At 70.9% G+C, this 21,036-nt stretch carries 10 protein-coding genes and 3 pseudogenes; 5 read left to right on the forward strand and 8 right to left on the reverse strand.

Annotated features, from left to right (window positions below):
* Positions 1 to 12,140: 12,140 nt before the first annotated feature.
* From ABD946_RS05640 to ABD946_RS05655, 4 genes are all read right to left on the reverse strand, one after another.
* On the reverse strand, positions 12,141 to 13,565 hold the full coding sequence (locus ABD946_RS05640) for a caspase family protein (RefSeq protein ID WP_345280682.1): 1,425 nt from the start codon (positions 13,563 to 13,565) through the stop codon (positions 12,141 to 12,143).
* Positions 13,562 to 14,461, reverse strand: a complete 900-nt coding sequence (locus ABD946_RS05645; RefSeq protein ID WP_345280684.1) for an alpha/beta hydrolase family protein — start codon at positions 14,459 to 14,461, stop codon at positions 13,562 to 13,564. The genes ABD946_RS05640 and ABD946_RS05645 overlap by 4 nt, the downstream gene beginning before the upstream one ends.
* 53 nt (positions 14,462 to 14,514) lie before the next feature.
* Complete coding sequence (locus ABD946_RS05650; RefSeq protein ID WP_345280686.1) at positions 14,515 to 15,402, reverse strand: SDR family NAD(P)-dependent oxidoreductase; 888 nt, start codon at positions 15,400 to 15,402, stop codon at positions 14,515 to 14,517.
* 95 nt (positions 15,403 to 15,497) lie between these two features.
* Positions 15,498 to 15,959 carry a hypothetical protein gene (locus ABD946_RS05655; protein WP_345280688.1) on the reverse strand — a complete coding sequence of 154 codons (462 nt, stop codon included), beginning with the start codon at positions 15,957 to 15,959 and terminating at the stop codon, positions 15,498 to 15,500.
* 88 nt (positions 15,960 to 16,047) lie between these two features.
* Between ABD946_RS05655 and ABD946_RS05660 the strand changes: the two genes are divergently transcribed.
* The 5 genes and pseudogenes from ABD946_RS05660 to ABD946_RS05680 all read left to right on the forward strand — a co-directional run bounded on the left by ABD946_RS05660 (position 16,048) and on the right by ABD946_RS05680 (position 19,363).
* Positions 16,048 to 16,470, forward strand: coding sequence for a helix-turn-helix domain-containing protein (locus ABD946_RS05660; protein WP_345280690.1), 423 nt, complete (start codon positions 16,048 to 16,050; stop codon positions 16,468 to 16,470).
* Between the two features lie 95 nt (positions 16,471 to 16,565).
* Entirely contained in the window at positions 16,566 to 17,141 is a 576-nt protein-coding gene (locus tag ABD946_RS05665; protein WP_345280692.1) for a ParH-like protein, read from the forward strand.
* The gene (locus ABD946_RS05670) at positions 17,138 to 18,364 is read left to right on the forward strand and encodes an MAB_1171c family putative transporter (RefSeq protein ID WP_345280694.1); all 1,227 of its coding nucleotides are present in this window, start codon (positions 17,138 to 17,140) and stop codon (positions 18,362 to 18,364) included. The genes ABD946_RS05665 and ABD946_RS05670 overlap by 4 nt, the downstream gene beginning before the upstream one ends.
* Before the next feature lie 5 nt (positions 18,365 to 18,369).
* Positions 18,370 to 18,913, forward strand: a pseudogene (locus ABD946_RS05675) (YbaK/EbsC family protein).
* Between the two features lie 18 nt (positions 18,914 to 18,931).
* Positions 18,932 to 19,363 carry a GNAT family N-acetyltransferase gene (locus ABD946_RS05680; RefSeq protein WP_345280696.1) on the forward strand — a complete coding sequence of 144 codons (432 nt, stop codon included), beginning with the start codon at positions 18,932 to 18,934 and terminating at the stop codon, positions 19,361 to 19,363.
* Between the two features lie 277 nt (positions 19,364 to 19,640).
* On the opposite strand, the pseudogene ABD946_RS05685 reads toward ABD946_RS05680, so the two are convergent.
* The 4 genes and pseudogenes from ABD946_RS05685 to ABD946_RS05700 form a co-directional block, all read right to left on the reverse strand.
* Positions 19,641 to 19,856: pseudogene (locus tag ABD946_RS05685) on the reverse strand (GNAT family N-acetyltransferase); the annotation flags it as partial.
* Positions 19,769 to 20,065, reverse strand: a pseudogene (locus ABD946_RS05690) (GNAT family N-acetyltransferase); the annotation flags it as partial. The pseudogenes ABD946_RS05685 and ABD946_RS05690, both read right to left, overlap by 88 nt.
* 128 nt (positions 20,066 to 20,193) lie before the next feature.
* A complete protein-coding gene (locus ABD946_RS05695; RefSeq protein WP_345280698.1) occupies positions 20,194 to 20,541 on the reverse strand; it encodes an SHOCT domain-containing protein in 348 nt (115 codons plus the stop codon).
* A gap of 12 nt (positions 20,542 to 20,553) precedes the next feature.
* Positions 20,554 to 20,985: a DUF6325 family protein gene (locus ABD946_RS05700; RefSeq protein ID WP_345280700.1), complete on the reverse strand. Its 432-nt coding sequence runs from the start codon at positions 20,983 to 20,985 to the stop codon at positions 20,554 to 20,556.
* Positions 20,986 to 21,036 lie beyond the last annotated feature (51 nt).

Raw genomic sequence — 21,036 nt, forward strand, 5'->3', positions numbered from 1 at the left:
ACGGGCAGCCGTGAGCAGGGAGGACCCCCCGTGCGTCGTTCCAGGTTCGGGCTCGAAGCCCCAGCGCCTCGGCGGCCGCCCATCACCCGTGTCGGCCAGCGGGGCGTCCGGGGGCGGCTCGGGGCCTCCCCACTCCCGGCCCGCCTGCGACGGGGATGAGCGGGCTTTTTTTCGCTACCCCGGGCCAGGTGCTCCACCCAACTCGCGGTCAGGCGTCCAGCCTGTTCGCCGGCTCCGGCGGCGGCGGTGCCTATTTGATAGCGCAGCCTTCGGAGCGGCCCCGGCCGACCGCCCGGTCGGTGTGCACGGCGGACCAGCCCGGCACCGCCACCAGGGCGGTTTCAGGTGCGCCGCGACGCCTGTGGTCAGCGTGGAGGCGACCGCCCTAGGCCAGCTGCCGTTGCCTCCAGCGGCTCGCCGGCCGCCCGTTCAGCTCCGCCAGCAGAGCGCGGCGGGCCGGCGCGGCCAGCGCCCGGTATCAGTGCCACCTCGACGACCTGTCGTCCGCCCTGCTGCCCGTCCATTCCGCCGTCAATATACGGCCGAATCGGATGCACCGCCTCCTGCCGGAGGAGGTGACCCGTCCTACGGCGAGCGGCCGTCAGGAGGCTGCTCGAGGCGGAAGACCGCTGACGCGAGCGGAACTCCTCGCCCGGCGCGCCAGCACGGTGGCTCTGGTACGGAGGGATGTGCGGCCGAGTCCGGGTAGGTGCCGCAGGTCTCGGCGACGACGCGCAGTAGCTGGACAGTAGGGCACCCCGCTCGGGCACGGGTGGACCGGCGCCGTCGAAGCCGTTGGCCGTGCCTAGACATGGATGCCCGGCCCGGTGCGGTGAGCACCCTCCAGAGGTGGAGCACCCTCTTTTTCCTGGCCGACTGATCGGATCGGCCTCCAGGAGCGGCCGCCGCGGGACGGAGCGGTGCCGCCCGTCGTAGCCGCGCAAGGCACCCAGAGTTGTGGTCGTCAGCCGCCCGCCTCGCCGATCTGCCTTCCCGATCGGGCGGGTACGTAGCGTGCAAACGTCGCAAGGTGCGTGCCGGCCACCGCCTCGTAACGCGGCCCGCGCCGGGATCTGCCCGCCGCGTCCACCGGGGTGTAGTGGTCGGCCCTCCAGGGTTGAAGCAGGTGGGCCCGAGCGACGTCGCCGGAGCCCTCGCCCCCGCGAGGTTGAAGTAGCGCGTGCCGTTGGTCAGAGATTTGACCACCGTGCGGCGGGTCAGGTGACGGCGTGATGGTAGGACGATGGTGAGGTCCGGAACGCCGGTCAGAGCAGTAGTCCACGGTGACGTCACAAGCGCACCGGCGGAGACCTCGGTCGGCGCGTCCCGGCCTGTGCCAGCCTGCCAGCCGTCAGGCGGACGGACTCACCGGCCGCCCGGCGCTTCGGGGCCTGCCCAGAGGCAGCGGTGGGCGAGCCCGTTCGGGGCGTCCCCCGCCGTGCAGGGGTTCACCCGCCGTTGCCCGCGTCGGGGGGCGAGCGGGTGCGTCCTCGCCCGTCGAGGTGATCCGGTTGTCGGCGATCCGGTTGGGAGTACCGGCCGACAGTGTCGGACCCCCGTTAAGTGGCGCGCCGGGCCGAGCACGGCGGCTCGAGCATCGTCGGAGGCGCAGAGGAGCCACTGCAGGCGCTCCGGCCCCCCGTCGCTGCGGGTTCGGGCGGCTGGTCGGGGCAGTGCAGCGTCGCCACGAGGGAGAGGACCGTTGGCCCGACGGGCCGCCTGCGCAGGTCCAGCGCTCGATTGCCGGCGCCGGCGGCGGTGCGGTCGAATCGGCGCGCGGCTCCCCTCAACCCCACTTTTCTTACCCTTACCTCGCTCTGGCGGCCATTACTGGACAGCGACCCCTTCGCCGTGTGCCGAACTGTGCGACTTGTTGGATCCGTAACTTGGGTGCGAGGACGTACCCCGTGGTCTACACCAGGGGCGCGAGGAACGCTGCGCGAATCGGGAGGCACGGGAACAACCTCACCGGCAACTGAAACCGCAGCTCAGCCAGCCGGCAGGTGTGCGTTTTCCCCCCCGGCGCCGCAGTTCCTCGCGCCCTGCGGGGCGCCCTACCGCGTAACTCCTTAGGGGGCGCAAGCGCTCCAGTCCCCAGGGCATTGGCACGAGGCCATCGGGGACGGTGCTGATCCTTCCGCGTGGGACGGCCGCCAGGCGGCGGTGAGACCATGCCAGCGCCACGCTTGGAGCCTGCTCGGCGATCGCATTGCGGGAGGTCCCCACCGGAGGTACTACTTTGGACCGGCCGAGCCTCGGCCGACGAACTCGCGCACCTCGTCTGGCTGGGGGAGTCCTATGCCTGAGGGCCGTCACGACAGCTCTGGCTTGGGCCGCAGGCCCGCGTGGGCGAGTTCGCGGCAGGGCCTGGGACCAGCCCGTACCGCGCCCGCTAGTTCCTGGGCAAGTTCGATTGCCCTCGACCGTAGCCAGTACTCTGCGGCGGCGTCGCTGCAGCCGACCCGGTGCCCGGATCAGGGCGCCGCGAGTTGACCTACGTCGCCCGCCACCGCCCCACACGTGAGCCTCCCCCCCTCCAGTAGTTGACGGACTCCTCCAGCCGGCTCGAGCGAGAACTGGCCTGTCCAGACCGAGGCCTGCATCCGCAGGGCCCGCGCCCCGCGCCGAGGCATCGGTGCCGAACTTCTCCGCCCGGACGGGACCGCACCTTTCCGTGCCCAGCTCCCGCCGCCTCGTCGGGGCTTTCGGGGGAGAAGATGGCCTTGGCGAGGGGTGGCCGGTCCACGGGGACCACGACCTCCCGGCCCTGTTGTGCACAGCCCCGGCGGTCAAGCTGCTCGCCGTACGGTGCGGCAAGACCTGGGCGACTCCAGCTGGCCAGGTCGACCCCCCTGGCGAGCAGCAGCTTGCCGTAGAGGGTCGGACGCGTCGGGACAAGAAAAATGGCAGGTGGCGGTGGTACGGCCCCTGTGTCCTTTCCTCCGCTTTTCTCGTGCGAAGCCCCCCCCCCCCTTCTCCCGGTACTTGCGGGCCAGCCTCCCAGGCCTCGTCCGTAACACCGCCGCGGCGCCTAACTTCCGCTACAGGGATCGTCACGCCAGCACACCGCCCCCACCCGCCCACACCCGGTCCCATTTGCACCACTGGCACAGTTCGGCCGACCTGTTCCTCTAGGGGCGATCCGCCTCCGGTGAGACGCTGCAGGCCGCGACGGAGGAATGTGCCCTCCAGGCACTCGGCGAGGAGTCGCGGCTCGGAAACCAGCCGCAACAGGACCCCACTACCACCACCCGGACCCAGTAGGAGAACCGACCTCGGTGCCACCCCACCGCTCCACGCGGCCACCGCGTACATCACTAGCCGGTGTTGTTGTGGCACCCCCCTCTGCCTCCCCCCCCCCCTCCCCCCCGTTTCGGGACACAGACCGCTGACAGTACGGTGACTTAGTATCCTCAACGCCTGGTTCGCGTGAGAGTTCCCGTCGTCGGATTGTGTACGTGTAGGTCAGGCCGAGGATGGCGGGGCAACTCGAAACCCAGGTGTTGGGTTGCGCCGCCGAGGCCCTCGGGCAATGGCTCTGGTGGCCGTCCATCGCCCTGGTCCCGACCAGGCGATCCGCGCGCGGCCCGCGGGCCTCGCCCGCGCCCTAGCGTCAGGTCCCAGGCCAGCATGGTCCCGTGGACGGCCCCGGTCGGAAGTCGCCGCGGACCGACTGACCGTGCGGCCCAGCCTCGGCCACCGGCGCCGAGCGCGCGAGGCCGCGTCCTCGTCGCGCTGCAGGCGATCCCACATGAAGCTGCAGCGCCTCCAGCCGCATCCGCCCGGGCCGGGCGCGGTGTGCCTCCGCCCTACGGCCGGCAGACCTCGGCCGGCCTCGACCAGCCGTCCGGCGTGCGCCAGCAACTCTTGGAGAGCCGGAAGGTCCCCCGGTTCTTTTTGTGGACACGCAGTCGGCGATGAGGCCGCGGCCTAAGCGAGAGGGACGTGGCGGACGCTGGTGGAAGGTTAAGATCAGGGGAGTACCGTCCCAAAAGAGAGGGCGGCGCAGCCCGACTCGTAGAGCTACCACTCCCCCTCCCCGGCACGGACGTCCTCCTCCGGCCGGGCTCAGTTACAGCGCGCGCTGGAGCACAGCCGCCACAGCGCCGGCCTCGGGCGCACCGATCGCCAGTGACTCGGTGACGGGCCTTGGCGGAGACGCTTGGCCACCTGCCGGTCGTCGCCCTCGGGGTGGGTCGTCTCCCAGCAGGTGGCGGGAGGCGTCCAGGAAGCGAGCCGCCGGAGTGTCGATGGCGGTGGCGGACCTGCCGTGCATGCCGGGTCCGCGGTGATGTCGGCGGCAGGTCTGGTAGATAGACGCCTCCTGCGGTGCCGATCAACGGGTGAGACGAACAGTCGAGACGGCCGGTGGGGCCTGGTGCGTCAGCACACGGTGCTGGCGGCGCAGCTGGCGGACGGATCCCCGGCCTCGGCCGGGCTCTGCGCGCAGATGGTGGCGGACAGGTCCTGCTTGATGTCTGGTGTCCGAGCACCAGGGCGCAGGCCAGGCGAACCGCCTAGGACGTTGCTATACCGAGCTTGATCCAGACCAGTACTTTTTCTTTTTTGAGCGTCATGGAACCCTTGGCCGCGGCTCGGCCAGGTAGCCGCCAGTCTGCTTTGACGTTTCTCCATCGAAGGGGTCGGAGCTGCTGGTCACGGACCTCGCGCCAGCAGGACGGCGACGATCGTACGGGTTCCCCTTGGTGACGGCCCACGACCTCGTGGCAGAACAGGGTCCTCGCCCGTCTCGGGCCCCGAGTCTCGGCCCCGGACCAGCTGGCCCGACCGAGGTCGGGTTGAGCGGGCCCGCAGCGCGTGCCGGCGGGTGGCCTGGACCTCGATCTGCTGCTGGAGCTCGCGCTCTCCTCCGAACTCTGTTGCGGTAGCCGGAAGGACCAGCAGGGGGACCGCGCAGCAGACCGTGGCCCGGGCGGCGAAGGACGGCACCAGCCAGGGTGAGCGACTCCCCTGGTCGGCCCAGTGCACGGTCGCCACCATCATCACCAGCGGCGGCGAGCCGGAGCCAGCTGGGTGCAGCCAACGTAGTCGAGCCCTCGCGGACCCCTGGGGGCTCCATTCGGCTCGACCGCGCAGGAGGGCGGGAGCAGGCCGATCGCGGGCCCTCACGATGGCTCACCAAAGTACACCAGCCGCCGCAAGACTCGGACCGCTCGGATCGCGAGAGAGTCCGCCGGAGCACCGGCCACGCAGCAGTGCTTGAGGACGGTGGAACTCGGCATCCTTGGTCTCCGTTCGCACCCCGGCCGCCGAGTAGCACGGTGCCTGCAGGTCTTGCGGAGCTTGGCCAGCCGGCGGAGTCTGCGATCCATCACAGGACCCGTCTTGCCGACGAACCCCCAGGTCGGGGAGGCGTCTGTAGACGAGCAGCTCGCCGAATCCTCGGTGCCAACCGCCTCGACAGTCTCCGCAGAGGCGCGTCCAACGCCTGCTCGGCGGGTGGAGTTCCTCCCTCCCGACTCGTGCAGGCGGGGCAGGCGTGACCGCCGCTGCCAGTGAACGTCCATCGGCCCGCCCTGTGACTCGACCACTGCCAGACCTCCGCCCTTGCCACCCGTCCCTTCGGATCTGGTGGTTGAGGCGTAATACCAGTGGCCGTCACCCCGTGGCGCGCGTTCGCGCAGGCCTGGCCCCACGTTCAGGATTCAGGCCCGGACACGAGGGCAAATGCCCTTTGGTACCCTGCCGTCTGAGATTCAGATCGGATAATGCTTCGCCCGGAAAGGGCGCCGTTGATCATTAAGACGACTAACGGCGCCACAAGGCTGACACACACAGAGCCGTGAAGAGAGCCGCCAGAAATACGCTACAGTAACCGAGCGCCTGGAGTCGATGTCCGAACGACAGCCCAGTCTGAGCCTCCCCTTCCCCCACCGACGCCAGCCCCCACCAAGCCCACAGGCCGCCCGGCACACGACGATTGCGCAGCAACGCCACCGTGAAATGGCCCCGCCTCCACCGGCCCAGTTGCAGCTTACGAGAGGTGGCGGATTCCGTTACCGCAGGGAACTGGCGGCGACTGACCTACCCGGAGGAGCTCGGCCGAGGACCTGGGTTGGGCCGCTGACCTGAGGCGCTTCTACTTCCTCTTGAAGACCAGTTCGAACGACGCGCTGGGACGACGCCCCCCGAAGGGTCGCCGAGATCTGCGAGCGGCCCTCCTCACCGCCCTCATGCACTAGCCCCAGACCGAGCTCGGCACGCACCCCCGCCTCGAACGAGCACTTCTCCGACCAATGGGCCGCCCACGCCCCCAGCATCCATTGAGTGGATGTCGCCCCGCTGGAGAGCCAGGGCCCGCGTACCAACTGGTTAGGAGTCCCTATTCGCCCCTCCCCCCCGCCGAGGCCGGCCGGGCGAATAGCCCCAGCCGACCACTTCTCGCGACCGGGAAAGCTACTGATGCCTCGTCGGCCCGGCTAGTCGCCTTCGCGACACCGCCGCGCATGGAGACCCATCTTCGACATTGATCCGAGCGGCCCTGGGGCACGCTTCGAAGGTGCCGCAGGCCCGTGCTGACCATCCCGTGCCTCCGCCAACCGCCACTGACGGCGGCCCGACATACCCTCCCTCACCAATGATGTCGCTCCCTACGCCCTAGGAGTTGGCACCTGGGCACCGACGGGCCAACCCTTGGCTGATGATCGTGCAGCGCCGAGCGCGCCCAGCTGCTCTCCCGAGGAAGCCGCCTCCGGGTCATGGCGGAGGCCCAGATGATGGCCGACACGGTCGGCGGCGCGAGCTGTGATGAAACGAACTGCCCGAAAAGTCTACCGTACTGTTGGGCATGATCCGGTAGCCGATCGTCATGCCGCGCACCGCGTACGCCGACGGACTCGGCGCATGGACCGCCCTTTTGGCCCTTATCTCCGCCTGGGAGCTCCGGACCGGTCGAGTATCGTACGGGCTGACGTCCCACCAGCCCCGTCACCGCTACCCTCCGTCACCGCCCCCCTCCCCCGTTTCCCTCCTCTCCGAGCTGCACGACGCACGCATGGCGGGCCCCGAGCCCTCGCGGGTAGCAGGTCTCGCACTGGCCATGGTCGCCTAACGTGCGTGTCCGGCCGGTGACCCCTGCACCGGTGCGAGTACGTGCGTCGCTCCCGCAGCTCCACCAGCTCAGCAGCGAGGGAGATACCGCCCCATGACCTGTCTACCAGCCCACCGGCCAGCACGGCAGCATCCGTCGAGTCCGCCCCCGCTGACGAGCAACTGGATCGGCAGGCTCCTTCACTCCACGGTGTGCGCAGGCGGCTACTTCGAAGAACCCCACCCCCGCACCGGCCGACCTTCTGCCAGAGGTGGCCCCGGGGCCGGCCACCGCTGAGGACATCGAGGCCCCCCGCCCTCGACGCGCCCCACGCCGCCGCCCCCGCCTGGGGCGCCCACTTCACCCGCCGACGCCGCCCAAGGTGCTGCTCCGGGTGCCCCGAACGGATCTAGGCCCCAAACTCGAACGCCTCAGCCGTCGCGGAGAGCTGGGCCGAGAACGGCCAAGCCGTTCCGCGAGACCTGGCCGCCGAACCTGCCGCTCGCCCGGCGAAACCATGCGCACTTCGCCGGAGAACCTACCCCCAATGCCCCCGGCGCCCAGGAGGGCCGGCCGTCCCAGATGACGAGGACACACCGTCTGCCACCCCCCCCCCCCCCCCCCCCCCCCCCCCCAATACCACTTCCACGAGCCGACTGGGCGTGGTCGGCCAGATATCCCGTGTGCGAACATTCCCGATCATGCATGGCCATCTGGAAGATCGCACCGGCGGCTCGCCGGCCGGGCAACGCGGTGGTCCTCTAATGACCGCTGAGCGACCCCCGTACCTACCCGTCCTGCTGCCTGATGGAGCTGGTGGCCGACCTGCTCACGCCGGGCCTGGTGGTCAACGTGGTCACCGGCTTCGGCGGAGGAGGCGGGCAAGCCCCGCCTGGCATCCCTCCCTCGCGGATCCGACAAGATCTCCTTCACCGGCGCAGACCTCCCGGGCCCGCCATGATTCAGCAGTACGCCCGCGACCGAACCTCATCCCGGTCTCCTGGAGCATCCGGCGGCAAGTAGCCCCAACCTCTTCTTCTCCCGAACGTGGCGGACCCGTCAGGCGCCTTCTACGACAAGGCCCTGGGAGCGGCCTTCGCGCCTCTCGCCCTTTTCAACCAGGCGACGGGCGTCTGCACCTGCACCTCAGCGGCCCTGATCCAGTCCTCGATCTACGACCGTTCCTCGGACGACGGCCTGGAGCGGCCGTCCGCGCCATGCGCCAGGGCAACCCGCTCGACACCCGAGCCCAGATCGGCCGCGCAGGCCAGCGCCCGAACAGCCACCAAGATCCTCGCCTACTGGAGATCGGGCCAGGCCGAGGGCGCCAAGCTCCCTGACCGGCTGGTGAGCGGGCCGAGCTGGACGGCGGACCTGGCGCGGGCGGCTACTACGTCACCCCGCCGATCTTCGAGGGCGGACAACTCCATGCGGCAGGATTGTGAGGATCTTCCAGGAGGAGATACTTCGGCCCCCGTCGTCGCCGTCACCCCCCCGCCTTCGACGACTTCGACGATCCCGGCCCCATCGCCCTCGCCAAAGACACCGCCCCTACGGCCTCGGCGCCGGCGTCTGGTCCCGCGACGCTCCAACGCCACTACCGCGGCCCGGGCCGCGCCATCCAGGCCGGCCGGGGTCCTGGATCCAACTGCCTACCACGCCTACCCGGCCCACGCGGCCTTCGGCGGCCCCTACAAGAACTCCCGGCCAATACGGCCGCCCTATGCGACCCACAAGATGCTCCTGGGTAGCGAAACTGTACAGCAGACCAAGGAACATCCTGGTCTCCTACTCCCCAGACGCCTCGGCCTTCTTTATAGGAACCGCCCCTGAGACATCCCGTCAGGCCCGGGTCACCTCCGACCACCCGGGCCTGACGGCCTCCCGTCATGTCTCAGTCACGATACCCTCGTAGCCGGCACCGACTACTACAGCTCACCGCGGGCGCCCCGAGGGGACCGCGCTGGGCAGAGCCGGCCCAAGTTTTTCTAGCTGCATATGTCACAACAGTGCCTCCATCCCGCAGATTCCAGACCATGTACGGCAGAGCGGTCGGCCGTCAGGGCCCGACGGGCATGCCGTCCAAGGACGCCAGACACCGCCACAGTCGGACACTCCACCCAGTTACCGAGCTGACACCACTGCTTCCCGAGATGCGGAACGACATCCCGCGGTCCCACACCTGAGTGCCATGGCGAGTAGTCCCGGCGACAGGCCAGCCACCACGGGGACGGGCCCAACCGCGACCGTATGCCATCGCGTCGACTTGGCACCACCTGTCCCCTCCAGATCACCGATCCAGGTCATCTCCGTATTGGATCCCAAACTCGCTCCTCCGCCCACTGCCGGATATGTCGGCGACACCGCCACCGGTCTTTTTTTTTTTTGCCGGCCCCCGTCAGTGGGCCCAAGCCAAGGTCTCGACGCCGAACCGCCCGCCTCACTTCGAAGGTTTTCCCGCCGATCCGCAGGCGATTCCCACGATTTCCCCACGGCCCATTACGCCTTCCGCAGCAGTGTGGTGACACAACCACGGCGGTTGCTCCGATGTGGCCGACGGCCAGCGGCGATCCGTAGCTACCCTCGGTGCACCGGCCCTCCGATCCTGCTCCGCGAGGCTCCACATACGAACGCGTTCCTGTAGAACAGCGCAACCGCTCGCCGTAATCGCCAACCAGGCCTCACGACTGACCGTCGTGACCGTGTAACCTCCTTCACCCAGGCGGGTTTTTCTTTTTTCTTTGTTTGAACCTTCGAGAAAGACCGAAGCCTCCCGGCCGAGACGAAACGTCCCACACCACGAGCGCGTGTGGTCGTAACTCGCCGACACCACGGCAGGGGAGCCGTCCAGCAACCACGTGTCAGGCAAGCCGCCCGGATCACCGTGCTGCATGTCCTCCGTGACTATGTACTACAAGCTCTCCGGTCGTCACCTCCATCTCCCACAGGCGGACGAGACATCGCTGCCTGGAACTGGCAGCCACCGGCCATACGTGCGGCCGTAGGACGATCGCAGATGCAGAACGCGACCCAGTCCGCTAGTGGCCATTGAGACGGGCCAGCAAACCGACCCGCGGGCCCTGACGGCCCCGTTCTCCTCAACTCCATGGAACCGTCGCGAACCCAGCACCATGACAGGCGACCGTCGAGTCCGCAAAGGCGAGGCGGGTATTCCATCCCGGTGCGACGGGTCGGCAGGAGAAGACCACTCTACCGGTGTCAGGACGCGGAAATGGAGTGCCCCACACCGGTGAAAATTCCCAGCGCCATCAGGTCGACACCGTCATGACCGACGACGGCCATCGCTCTCACAGCCCTCTGAGTCGCCAAGCTCCACCCAAGGACCCCAGTGTCCCACGTTCAAGAGTCGCCGACCGAACCGGACGGCACTGTTTGCGACCAAAGCGGAAGGTTCTCCTCGAACTCTCGTGCCCGAGCAGGCTCCACGTGTGCAGGCGGACCTGCACTCGGATGCCCCCGGAAGCCTCTCGCCGGGAGCTGACGCGACGCCAGTCGCGGCACACAGGCAGAGCCGTCGCGCGAGCAACCCACGATCAGCATCTGGTGTTCGCCCCACCCCCCCTGGGACACAGGTACAGAGCCGCCACGATGCGAGCCCCGTATATCCATCACTGGCCAATCGCCGACCTGGTCTCGGTCCGCACGGCAGAAGTTGTGTGAACGCTCCGTGGTGCGCACACGAATCCCTTTTTTCTACCTCGGTCCCAGACCGCCCCACCGATTCCCATCGTGGCACCCGTCACTAGTGAGGCATCACCCCGCTCCACTTCGACGGAGTTGAATTGGAATGTCAACTGTCCTGGTATGCCCGCCTCCAAGACGCCCAGGCCCAGACCCTGCCCCGCCGGATCCCAGATCTCCACCGGTCGCTTTTTCCCAGTTCGAGCGATGAGCACGGCCGGCGACCCCCCCACACTATTGAACTCAACAGCGAGCAGTGGATCGCGGACCACGAGCCTCAACTCCCCTCGCGTACAAAAGTGCCTTTCGTCTGAGACCGGTCGCCCCATTCTGGTCGCTTCCCCAAACACCAGCCGCTCCCCTCGCCAAAGCGCCACTCCCGGTACTCCTCCAATCTACCGCGTACTCGCGCCGCGTCCCACACAGCCTTTTGTGACCGTGTTCACCCGCTCGTGGACGGGAGAGATGCCGATCCAGAGGGGGCCGAGGTTTACCGAAGTACATCGTGCGATTCGTGGCTCACGTTCTGAGCCGCCTTTCGACGCACCTCCATCGTCTCGCACACCCAGCGGATCGGGCTCGGCGTGGACCATCCGAACCAATGGGTTCTTCGAGGAGACACGCCCCAGATCTCCCGACGCTGCGGCGTGATTCCGGCCAGGTGCGATCGGACCATACGGGTGCGCCGCCCCGCCCTCCCCAGTCGAGGCATTCGGTCACGTGGTTTCGGCCATGGCCGCCACCACCGAGTCGATCAGGGCAGAGTCATCCGGCGCTGCCGTCCTCTACCCCTGCGCCTGGCGATCGCGCCGACGCAACTCCCCCTCCCCCATGCGTAGTGCTCGGTCAACGCCTCGTGGTTACAGCCGGACACCTGACCGCGCCCTCACCTGAACCACTGGCACCTCCACGATCGTACGAACCCGCCTGCCTCAGACAGCCCAGTTCACGTCAGCGTCGGTGCATTTCTGCCCGAGAGGGCCGCGCCAGTTGGAGCCCCACAACGAGTCCCACACGGAAGTAAGACCGAACCCTTCCGAGTATGGCCAACGGTCGCACACAGCTGATATACCGCACTCGATCCTCGTCCTACGCTATCCGTTACAGGGGCCACTTTTTTTTTGGCCATGTTGTTTTAGGCGTCGAAGGCCTGTCCCACCTCCGAGGCCCGAAGCTGCTGCCTCCCAAGCCCCGGCCGGGAACTGATACAATGGTCCAGAGTCCCAGTGACAGCAGCGCCGCGACGGTCATCCTGGCGAACAGGTTTATAGGAGCACTGCGCCCAGCCCGCAGGGCCACCACTGCCTTGGCCAACGCCGACCGCCCGGGCCTCCGCGACCTCACCCGGCAATCGCGGCGAAGCGTGCAGTCCGCGCGTTATTAACCCCTATATCCTCGAGGTCATCAGCGCGTCCGGTTGCCTCGTACGCCATCCGTTTGTCCCTAGGTCGAGGCACCTCACGCCACAGCACACAGTCGGGAATCGGTCGTCCGACCGACGCCTTTTTCTTCCCCACTTTCCGATCAGCAGGCGCAGCCGGGGCAGCACCGACATGGGACGGAGCAACTCCCTGGCGATACGCTGTGGTTCCCGCCCTTCGACGCCAGTGCCGGCCTCGTCCAGGGCATCGATCAGCACGGTCCGGAGCGAGCCCTCGTACGCGGCGAGACCGGCGAGCAGCTGTGCAGGGGTGTCGGCTTCGACATCCAAAGCGACTGCCAGCCGCGTCGTGAGCTGCTCCAGGGTGGTGCCGTGCGCGTGCACCGAGACCGTCACCACATCCGGCGGCGGCAGCAAGTGTGCGGGGGCTTCGGGGTGGTCCGGCCGGGTCAAGGCCAGTAGCCGTCCCAGGACCGCGGACTTGCCGGAGCCCGGATCGCCAGTCACCACCCGGGCCCGGCGGTCGTGGACGGGATCGCGCAGCCATCCCGCGAGCGAGGCCAAAGCCTGGCGTCGGCCGGTGAACCAGTCGCCCCGTTCACTGACGTACTCGACCCCGCGCCCCCGGGGCTCGAAGTGCGCGGTCCACTCCCGCTGGGACTGGACGTCCATGGCGCCGTCGGGCAGACCGGGGCGGTACCTGGGGTTGGGCAGGAACGGCGGGACGGCCCGGCCGGAGACCGCGTGGTAGCTGGCGCTCTGGTCCGAACCGTGCTCTCGGAGGTGGTCGTTCACCTGGCTGGTCACAGTGGCGATGTCGAGGTAGCGCTGGCGCATCCCAGCGGTGGCTTCGCGGACCGCCACCTCCAAAGCGGTCACGAAGGCGTGGTCGTAGGCGAGTTCCCTGGAGCGGGCGGAAGCCACCAACCAAAGGCCGTCGGCATCCCGCGGGCGCTCGTCCACCAGTTGGCCGGCCACCACGGCGGCCTCGGCCGCACCTAGCTCGGCGAAACAGGTGTCGAGCAGCAGCAGGACGTGCCCGACCCGCGTGTCCGCCAGCAGTTCTGCCAGGTCGCGGGTGGCGAGCGCGGTGGCCACCAGGTCCTGACGGCTGTTCAGACAGGTCAGCCGGTGGTGTCGTGAACCGCGCAGACCGTGGCCCGCGTAGTACACGACGAGCACGTCCTTCTCACAGCGCTCCTCCGCCCGGAGCCAAGCCTCGAGGCCGATTCGCACCTGCTGCGCGTCCGGGGCATGGGCCAGGTCCGGGAGGATCTCGGCGTACCCGAGCGATCCGAAGAGGGCCTTGACCCGGCCGAGATCCTCGGACACCCCCGGTAGGGGGGCCAGAGTCGGGTCGGCGGTATACACGCCCGAGCCGAGGACGAAGACGAAGCGGTTGTGACCGTCGGAGCCCGGGAGGACCGTCATACAGCCAGTCCCGTGGCAATCGCGGTCCCGGTCTGCGCAGCCGTCAGGTAGGCACGCATGCTGTGCATCTCGGACCCGTTGTCCACCGTCAGGTCCTGGAGCTCCGGCCCGAACAGGGGAGCCAGCTCCCGCACCAGGGCCACCACGTCTCCCCTGTCGGCCAGGTTGGTCCAGCGCTTCACGGCCGTCGGCCAGCCCCCGGGAACCGGCTGGAGGCGGTCGAAGACCAGTCCGGCCAACCCCAACGGGGATCCGAGCGTGACCAGGGTCAGCGGCCCGCGGTCGGGGGCCGGGGCGACCGCGCACAGCGCCTCGTAGGCCACCACCGAGCCCAGCGAATGACCGACCACCACCCTGGTCTCAGGGGTGAGCAGTTCTTCGACCCTGGCCCGCGCCGCAGCGCGGAGGCCCGGTTCGGTGAAGTACCGGCTCACCTGCTTGAGGTCGGAGATCAGCAATCGCTCGGAGACCGCCCCGAAGAAGCGCGAGCGGGTCAGGGCGTGCAGGCCCCGGCGGACCCGGTCCACCGTCAGGGGGCGCGACGCCAGACGGCCAACCGCGCCCCGAGCGCCCGGGCCGCCGGTGGCCTGGTCCGGTCCCGGGATACGCGGATCCAGCCGCGCGGCCTCCCGCCACCACGCTTCCAGGAGGTCTGCCTCGAACCCGTCCTCGACGTCCTCCGCCCGGTAGTACGGCTCTCCGCGCGCGCCGGACTCCCGGTAGAGGTCTCCGTACGCGACGCAGGCCACGTCTCCGTCGGCAAGCCCTCCGAGGGTGGGATCGCGGCGCAGCGCGAGCCCGACCCCGCCGCGCAAGGCTGGTTCCAGCTCCGCCAACAGCGTCTCGGCGGTGTCGAGTTGACGCCCCACCCCGTGCACCACGACGACCCTGCTCATGGCCCCTCCGCCCGACTCGCACTCGTGGCGAGAGCATAGTCGGGCGCCACCACTCAGGGCTTGAGGATCAGGTCCTGTTCGACCGGCGGGGTGCCGCCGTGCCAGTCGAGCGGGGCTCCGAAGCGGATCAGCTCGCCGTGGAGGGACGGGTCGACGGGCTCGGCGAGGACCACGTCGAGGACGGCGCGGGCGGCCTCGGCCGGGGTCTGGGCCTGGCTGTAGTCGGTGAACCACGGGCGGGAGGTCGGGGTGTCGACCATGCCGGGGCAGACAGCGGCGACCAGGGTGCCGGCGGCGAGGTCCTTGTCCCGGCGGGCGGCCGCGACCGCGCGGACGGCGGCCACCTGGGCCACCTTGGAGGGCACGTTGAGCCAGCGCGGCCAGCCGGCCTCGGCGGCCGTGCCATCGTGGACCGCCGCGCGCCAGGACTCCACGGCCCGCTCCACTCCGTCGAGGTCCGCGCCGTCGAAGAGGTGGTGCAATCGGGGGTCCAGCCGGCCCAGGGTGCCCAGGCTGCTGGCCACCACGAGCAGCCGTCCGCCCGGGCGCAGCGCGGGGCCGAAGGAGCGCAGCACCGCGTGGGTGGCGGCGTTGGAGACGTCGATGAACTCGTCGGCCCGCTCGGACTGCGAGTCCTCCGGCAGGAGGCGGGCGACGGCGTTGGAGAGGACGATGTCGACGCCGCCGTGACGCTCCGACAGCTCTGCGGCGAGACGGGCGATGGCGTCGGAGTCGGTGACGTCGAGCACCCTCCCTGCCACCCGGGCGCGGGTGGCAGGGAGTAGGGCGACCTCGCGGGCGGCTTCGGTGACGCGCCCCTGGTCGCGGCCGGTGAGCAGGACCAGGTCGTGCTCGGTGAGGCGAGCGGCGAGACCTTCCACCAGGGCGCGGCCGAGGCCCTGGTTGGCGCCGGTGACGACGGCGATGCGGGATGTGTTCATGGCTGCCACGGTAGGGAGGACCCGGGCGGGAGGCCAGCGAGAATCCGAGCACTCCGGCGCGAACGGGCGCCATAAGACGGCTTTCTGATGATCCGTCAGGCTCCGACGGCTCTGACCCAGACGGGGAACGGGGCCGGTTCGGGGTCCGGGCCCGCCGCGTCGTCCTCCGACGGCTCGGTGATGGTGATGACGCCGGGGCTGGAGTCGGCCAGGAAGGGGGCGACGACGGGGGCGAGGTCCGTGGTGGGGGCGTAGGCGCCGCCGAAGGGGAGGTCGTCCGGGGGGGCCGTGCCGGTGGAGCAGCGGAGCTGTCCGGCGAGCTCGTCGTGCCAGACGTAGAAGGTGGCCGGGCCGGTGTACCCGGCGGCGAGGACCCGGGCCCGGAGGGCGGCGGCGGTCCGTTCGAAGGCGGCGGCCACCTCGGCGACGGTGAGGGAGCGGCGGTCCTCCACCTCGGCGTTCAGGTGCCAGGTGTTGGTCTCCCACTCCACCGGCCGGTCGGCCGGCTCCAGGGCGAGGGGTTCGTCGGCCAGTTCGGCGATCCAGGTCAGCAGCACCGGGGAAGTCTCGCACGCCCCTTCCGGCCCCGCCGGGACGCATCGGTACGATGGGGGAGGCCGGAGCGGCCGGACGGGGAGGCGCACAGTGACGGCAGACGGGCCCGGTGTCCTCGGGGAGCGGATCGAGCAGCTCTTCCGCACCGTCAGGCGGCCGAACGGCGAGCCGCACAGCAACGAGGAGGTGGCGCGGGCCTGCCGGGAGGCGACCGGGGAGACCTTCTCCGCCACCTATCTCTGGCAGCTGCGCACCGGACGGCGCGACAATCCGACGAAGCGTCACCTGGAGGCGCTGGCACAGTACTTCCAGGTGCCGCCGGCCTACTTCTTCGAGGACGAGCAGGGCGATCGGATCGCCGAGGAGCTGGCCCTGCTCGGGGCCCTGCGGGACGCCGGCGTGCAGGAGGTCGCGCTCCGGGCCGTGACCCTCTCGCCCGAGGGGCTGGGCACCATCACTGACATGATCGAAGCAATCGCCAGACGTGAGGCGCGAGCCCGGGGCGCCGAGTAGGCTCGCGTCTGCGCTCTCCGGAGCGCGGGGGCGGGCGCGCGTGCGGAGCGCGCCGGATCGACGTCCCCCGGGTTCGGGCAGCTCGTGGGGGCGACATGGAGGACCGCGAACGGCGCAGGCTCTGGCGGCGCTGTCGGGAGCTCGCGGCGACGCTGACCCTCCCCGATCCGTTCGAACTCCCGTCCCTCGGCGAGGTGTTGTCCGTGCACCTGGGGCGGCCGGTGGAGTTCCTGCCGCTGCCCGCCGGGGCGGCCGGCACCTGCGGGGTGCTGATCAGCACCGAACGGGCCGAGTACATCGGCTACCCGACCGACACCACCCCGCTGCACCAGCAGCACATCGTGCTGCACGAGGTCGGGCACCTGCTCTGCGGCCACCAGGACGCGCGGTCGTCGGCCGAGGGGCCCGGCGGCGCGGGCGTGGCCGGCCTGCTGCCGCACCTGTCCGGCGAGTTGGTCCGCCGGGTGCTGGGGCGCAGCGCGTACGACAGCGCGCAGGAGCAGGAGGCCGAACTGTTCGCCTCACTGGTGCTGCACCGCGCCGCGGGCCTGCGCGGCAGGATGGGCTCCGGGGCCGCGCGCCCGGGCGAGGAGAGCGAGGAGGCGGTCCGGCTCGGCGGCGTCTTCGACTGGCCTCGGGGCCGGGGCCGGCGCCCCGCCGGCGCGCCGTGATCTCGCTGGTGGAGTGGCTGGCCGGGGCGGTCGCAATCGTCGGGGTACTGTACCGGATCCGGCTCTGGCGCGGTGGACCGCTGCAGCCCGGCGCCCGCTACCTGGCCGCGTTCACGGCCTCGCTCGGGCTCTCGATGGCCCTGCTGCCGTTCTCCCGGAGCCCGGGCATCGCGGCCCAGCCGTCGGTCGCCTACCTGCTGCCGCTGCTGTGCACCGAGCTCAAGCTCACGGCCGAGTGCTTCCTGGCGCTGACGGCCCTCGCGGTGCGCGACGGCGAGCGCGACCGGCCGCTGATGCGGCGTCAGGCCCTGTGCTCGGTCGTGGTGATGACCGCGGTCGCCCTCCTCTACCGGGCCGCCGAGGTGACGCCGGTGGCCGGGAACATCACCGTCGGGGCGGCCGGGCGCGCCGAACTGACCGCCTACAACGCGCTCTTCACCGCCCACAGCCTCTGGTGCGTCGCGCTGTTCACCCTGCTGGTCCACCGCGCGGCCCGCCGGCTCGGGCCGGGGCTGCTGCGCACCGGCCTGCGGCTGGTCGTCGTCGCCGGAGCCTGCGGCCTGTACTGGTCCGCGATGAGCCTCTTCCCGCTGGTCCAGGGGTTCCGGACGGGCCGTCAGACCAGCGGGGTCAACCTGCACTCGGCCGCCATCGGCCTGGCCACCCTGGTGATGGTGATCGGCGGGATGACGGTCACCGCCTGGGGCGGCCGGATCGCCGCGCGGGTGCGCCGGCTGCGGGCCAGGCGCGAGCTCCGCCGGATCGACCCGCTCTGGTCGGCGCTGTACGCCGTCCGCCCCGAGATCGCCCTGGAGCCGCCCTCGACCCGCAGCCTGCGCGGCCCGGCCGGGAACCCGGAGTTCACCCTCTACCGACGGGTGATCGAGATCCGCGACGGGCAGCTGGCGCTCCGCGCGCACCTGCACGCCGGGGTGCCCGGCTGGGCCTCGGCCGCCTGCCGCGCCGCCGCCCTCGACCCGCGGCGCACCGAGGCGACCGTCGAGGCCGCCGTGCTGGCGGCGGCACTCGAGGCGGCGGCCGCCGGGCGGCGCTACCCGTACCCGGACACCGACGGCCACACCCCGCCCGCCACCGCGCCCGACCTTCGCACCGAGAGCTCCCAACTCGCCCTCGTCGCAGAGGCCTTCACCGACTCCCCGATCGTCGCCTCGGTCCGGCGCCGGATGCGGACGGAACTGGCTGCGCTACAGTCCGGGGGATGAGCGAACTGCGCGCACCCTTCGGTGACTTCGGGACCGTCCTGGCCGCCTCCGAGGCCTGGGAGGGGCTGGCCCCGCCGGTGCTGGAGGCCTTGAAGGGGTGGGACGCGGCGGAGTCGGTGCTGTACGTGGACACCGACCCGGAGAAGGCCGACACGGCGGTCTTCTGCGAGGCCTACCGGGTGCCGCTCGAACTCTCCGCCAACTGCGTGGTGGTGGCCGCCAAGCGCGGGGGCGAGGTGACGTACGCGGCCTGTCTGGTCCGGGCGGACCGGCGCCTGGACGTGAACGGGGTCGTGCGCAAGCACCTCGGGGCCCGGAAGGCGTCGTTCGCGCCGATGGAGGAGGCCGTGGCCCGGACCGGGATGGAGTACGGCGGGATCACCGTGGTCGGGCTGCCGCCGGAGTGGCCGCTGCTGGTGGGACGAGGCGGTGGTGGCGCTCCCGCAGGTGCTGATCGGCAGCGGGCGGCGGCGCGGCAAGCTGATCCTGCCCGGTGCGGCGGTGGCCGGGCTGCCGCGCGCCGAGGTCCTCGTCGGCCTGGCCGCCTGAACGTCCGAGGGAGACACCGTGCAGCTCACCCGGGAGGACGGCCTCGTCCTCGACACCGACCCCGCCAGGATCGACCTCGACCTGGTGCACCACTGGCTGTCCAGGGACGCCTTCTGGGCCCTGGGGCGTGACCGCGAGACCGTCGTCCGGAGCATCGCGAACTCGGTGGTGCTCGGCGTCTACACCCCGGGGCACGCCGAACAGCTGGCCTTCGCCCGGGTGGTGACGGACCACGCGACCTTCGGCTGGCTCTGCGACGTCTACGTGGACCGGCCCGCCCGGGGCCGCGGCCTCGGCACCTGGATCGCGGAGTCGGTGGTGGAGCTGCTCGCGCCCTACCGGCTGAAGCGCCTGCTGCTCTCCACCCTGGACGCCCACGAGGTCTACGCCCGGGCCGGGTTCGAGCCGGTGCGGGACCCGCAGAAGCTGATGATGATCGGGCAGCAGTAGGAGCCCGACGGCCCGTCAGGTGGCACTCGGGCGCCCGCGCCCGCTCGGGCCCGCCGGTTGCGCCGGGGCGGGAGGCGGGCCGCAGAACGGACGGACGGACCGGCGGCGAGGTCAGTCGGTGCGCAGGCGCGCGTGCAGGTGGGCGTCGTGGCGGCCGTCGGCCTGGGGCCAGGCGCTGCGGCGGGTGCCCTCCAGGATGAAGCCGGTCTTGACGGCCCACCCGGCAGGAGGCGGCGTTGCCGACGGCGTGGGAGAGTTCGAGCCGGGCGAGGCCTGCGGTGGCGAAGGCCCAGTCGGCCACCGCCTCCACCGCGCGCGGGCCGACGCCCCGGCCCCGGGCCGCCGGGACGACCCAGTAGGCGACCTCGGCCGTGCCGTCGGGAGGGCCAGGCCCTTGAGCGCCGCCCGGCCGAGCAGTCCGCCGCCGGCGTCGACCACCGCCCAGTGCGCCTCGGTCTCGGTCGCCCAGCCGCCGCGCCAGTCGGCGATCCAGCCCTCCGCCTCGGCGAGGGAGTCGGCCCGGCGCACGTGCCAGCGCTGGATCTCCGGGTCCTGGTAGGCCGTCAGCACCGCCGGCGCGTCGCCGGGCTGCCAGGGCCGGAGGAACAGGCCGTCGCCGCCGTCGAGTTCGGGCTGCGGACGGGCGGCGAGCGATCCGGCGGGAACGGTGGGCGGCACGAGGGTCGGCATGCCACCGATCATCCCGGAGGGAGGGCCGGGACGACGAGGGCCGGGCACGAAGCGGAAGGACGGGACGGGACGGGGGAAGGAGATCGGGCCGCGCGCCGCAGGACGTGCCCTCGGTGCGCGGCCCGAAGGGCCGGCCCGGCTCAGCCGGCCAGCAGCTTGGCCTTGGCGGCGGCGAACTCCTCCGGGGTGAGCAGGCCCTGCTGGACCATCTGCCCGAGGTCGGCGAGCTTGGTCGCGACGTCCGGCTGGGCGGGCGCGGCGGGGGCCGGGGGCGGCTGGTAGGCGGGCGGTGCCTGGTACACGGGTGCGGCCTGCTGGGCCTGGAGGTCGGCGATGGCGGCGTTCTGGTCCTGCTCGTTCTGGGCCGAGCGGGCCGCGCTGCGGCCGGCGGCGTAGGCGGCGCCGCCGACCACCAGGCCGCGGACCAGCGGGGCGCCCACCGGTCGGACGACCCGGACGGGGCGGATCGGACGCAGGGGTCGGAACACGGGCTCCTCCTCTTACTGTCCGGCCGCGACGCGACGCGCCTCGGCGGCCCGGACGGCCTGTTCGATGTTCTCCTGCGGGATGCGGACGCCGGTGGCGATCCGGCCGCCGAGCTCCCGGAGCGCGCCGGCGGCGGCCGCCGCCCAGACGTGCTCGATCAGCACCAGCAGCGCCACCGTCCCGGGCGCCAGCAGCTCGGCGGCCTCCTGGGCGTCCTCGGGCCCGATCAGCTGGAGCTCCTCGCGGTCCGGGTCGACCACGCCCCGGAGGTGTTCGAAGTCCTCGAGCTCCCCGTAGGTCGCCTCCCCGTCGGGCTGACGGGTGACCACCAGGGTGTCGATCACCCTGATCTCGCCCGCCGCCCGGAGGAGGCCCAGGGCCTTCACCGCCTCGACGGTGATGGTCTCCTGGGGGAAGGTCAGGACTAGCAGTTCGGCCGGCCCCATCCAGGGCTCCCTTCGGTGGATGAATCCCCCGCAAAAGGGATACAAGCACAC

It is taken from the genome of Kitasatospora albolonga, assembly GCF_039535905.1.
GTDB lineage: Bacteria > Actinomycetota > Actinomycetes > Streptomycetales > Streptomycetaceae > Kitasatospora > Kitasatospora albolonga.

Coding starts and splice junctions, on each gene's coding strand:
- ABD946_RS05645 (WP_345280684.1), bottom strand. CDS start 14,461: ATGAGCAGGGTCGTCGTGGTGCACGGGGTGGGGCGTCAACTCGACACC.
- ABD946_RS05650 (WP_345280686.1), bottom strand. CDS start 15,402: ATGAACACATCCCGCATCGCCGTCGTCACCGGCGCCAACCAGGGCCTC.
- ABD946_RS05700 (WP_345280700.1), bottom strand. CDS start 20,985: ATGGGGCCGGCCGAACTGCTAGTCCTGACCTTCCCCCAGGAGACCATC.
- ABD946_RS05640 (WP_345280682.1), bottom strand. CDS start 13,565: ATGACGGTCCTCCCGGGCTCCGACGGTCACAACCGCTTCGTCTTCGTC.
- ABD946_RS05665 (WP_345280692.1), top strand. CDS start 16,566: ATGGAGGACCGCGAACGGCGCAGGCTCTGGCGGCGCTGTCGGGAGCTC.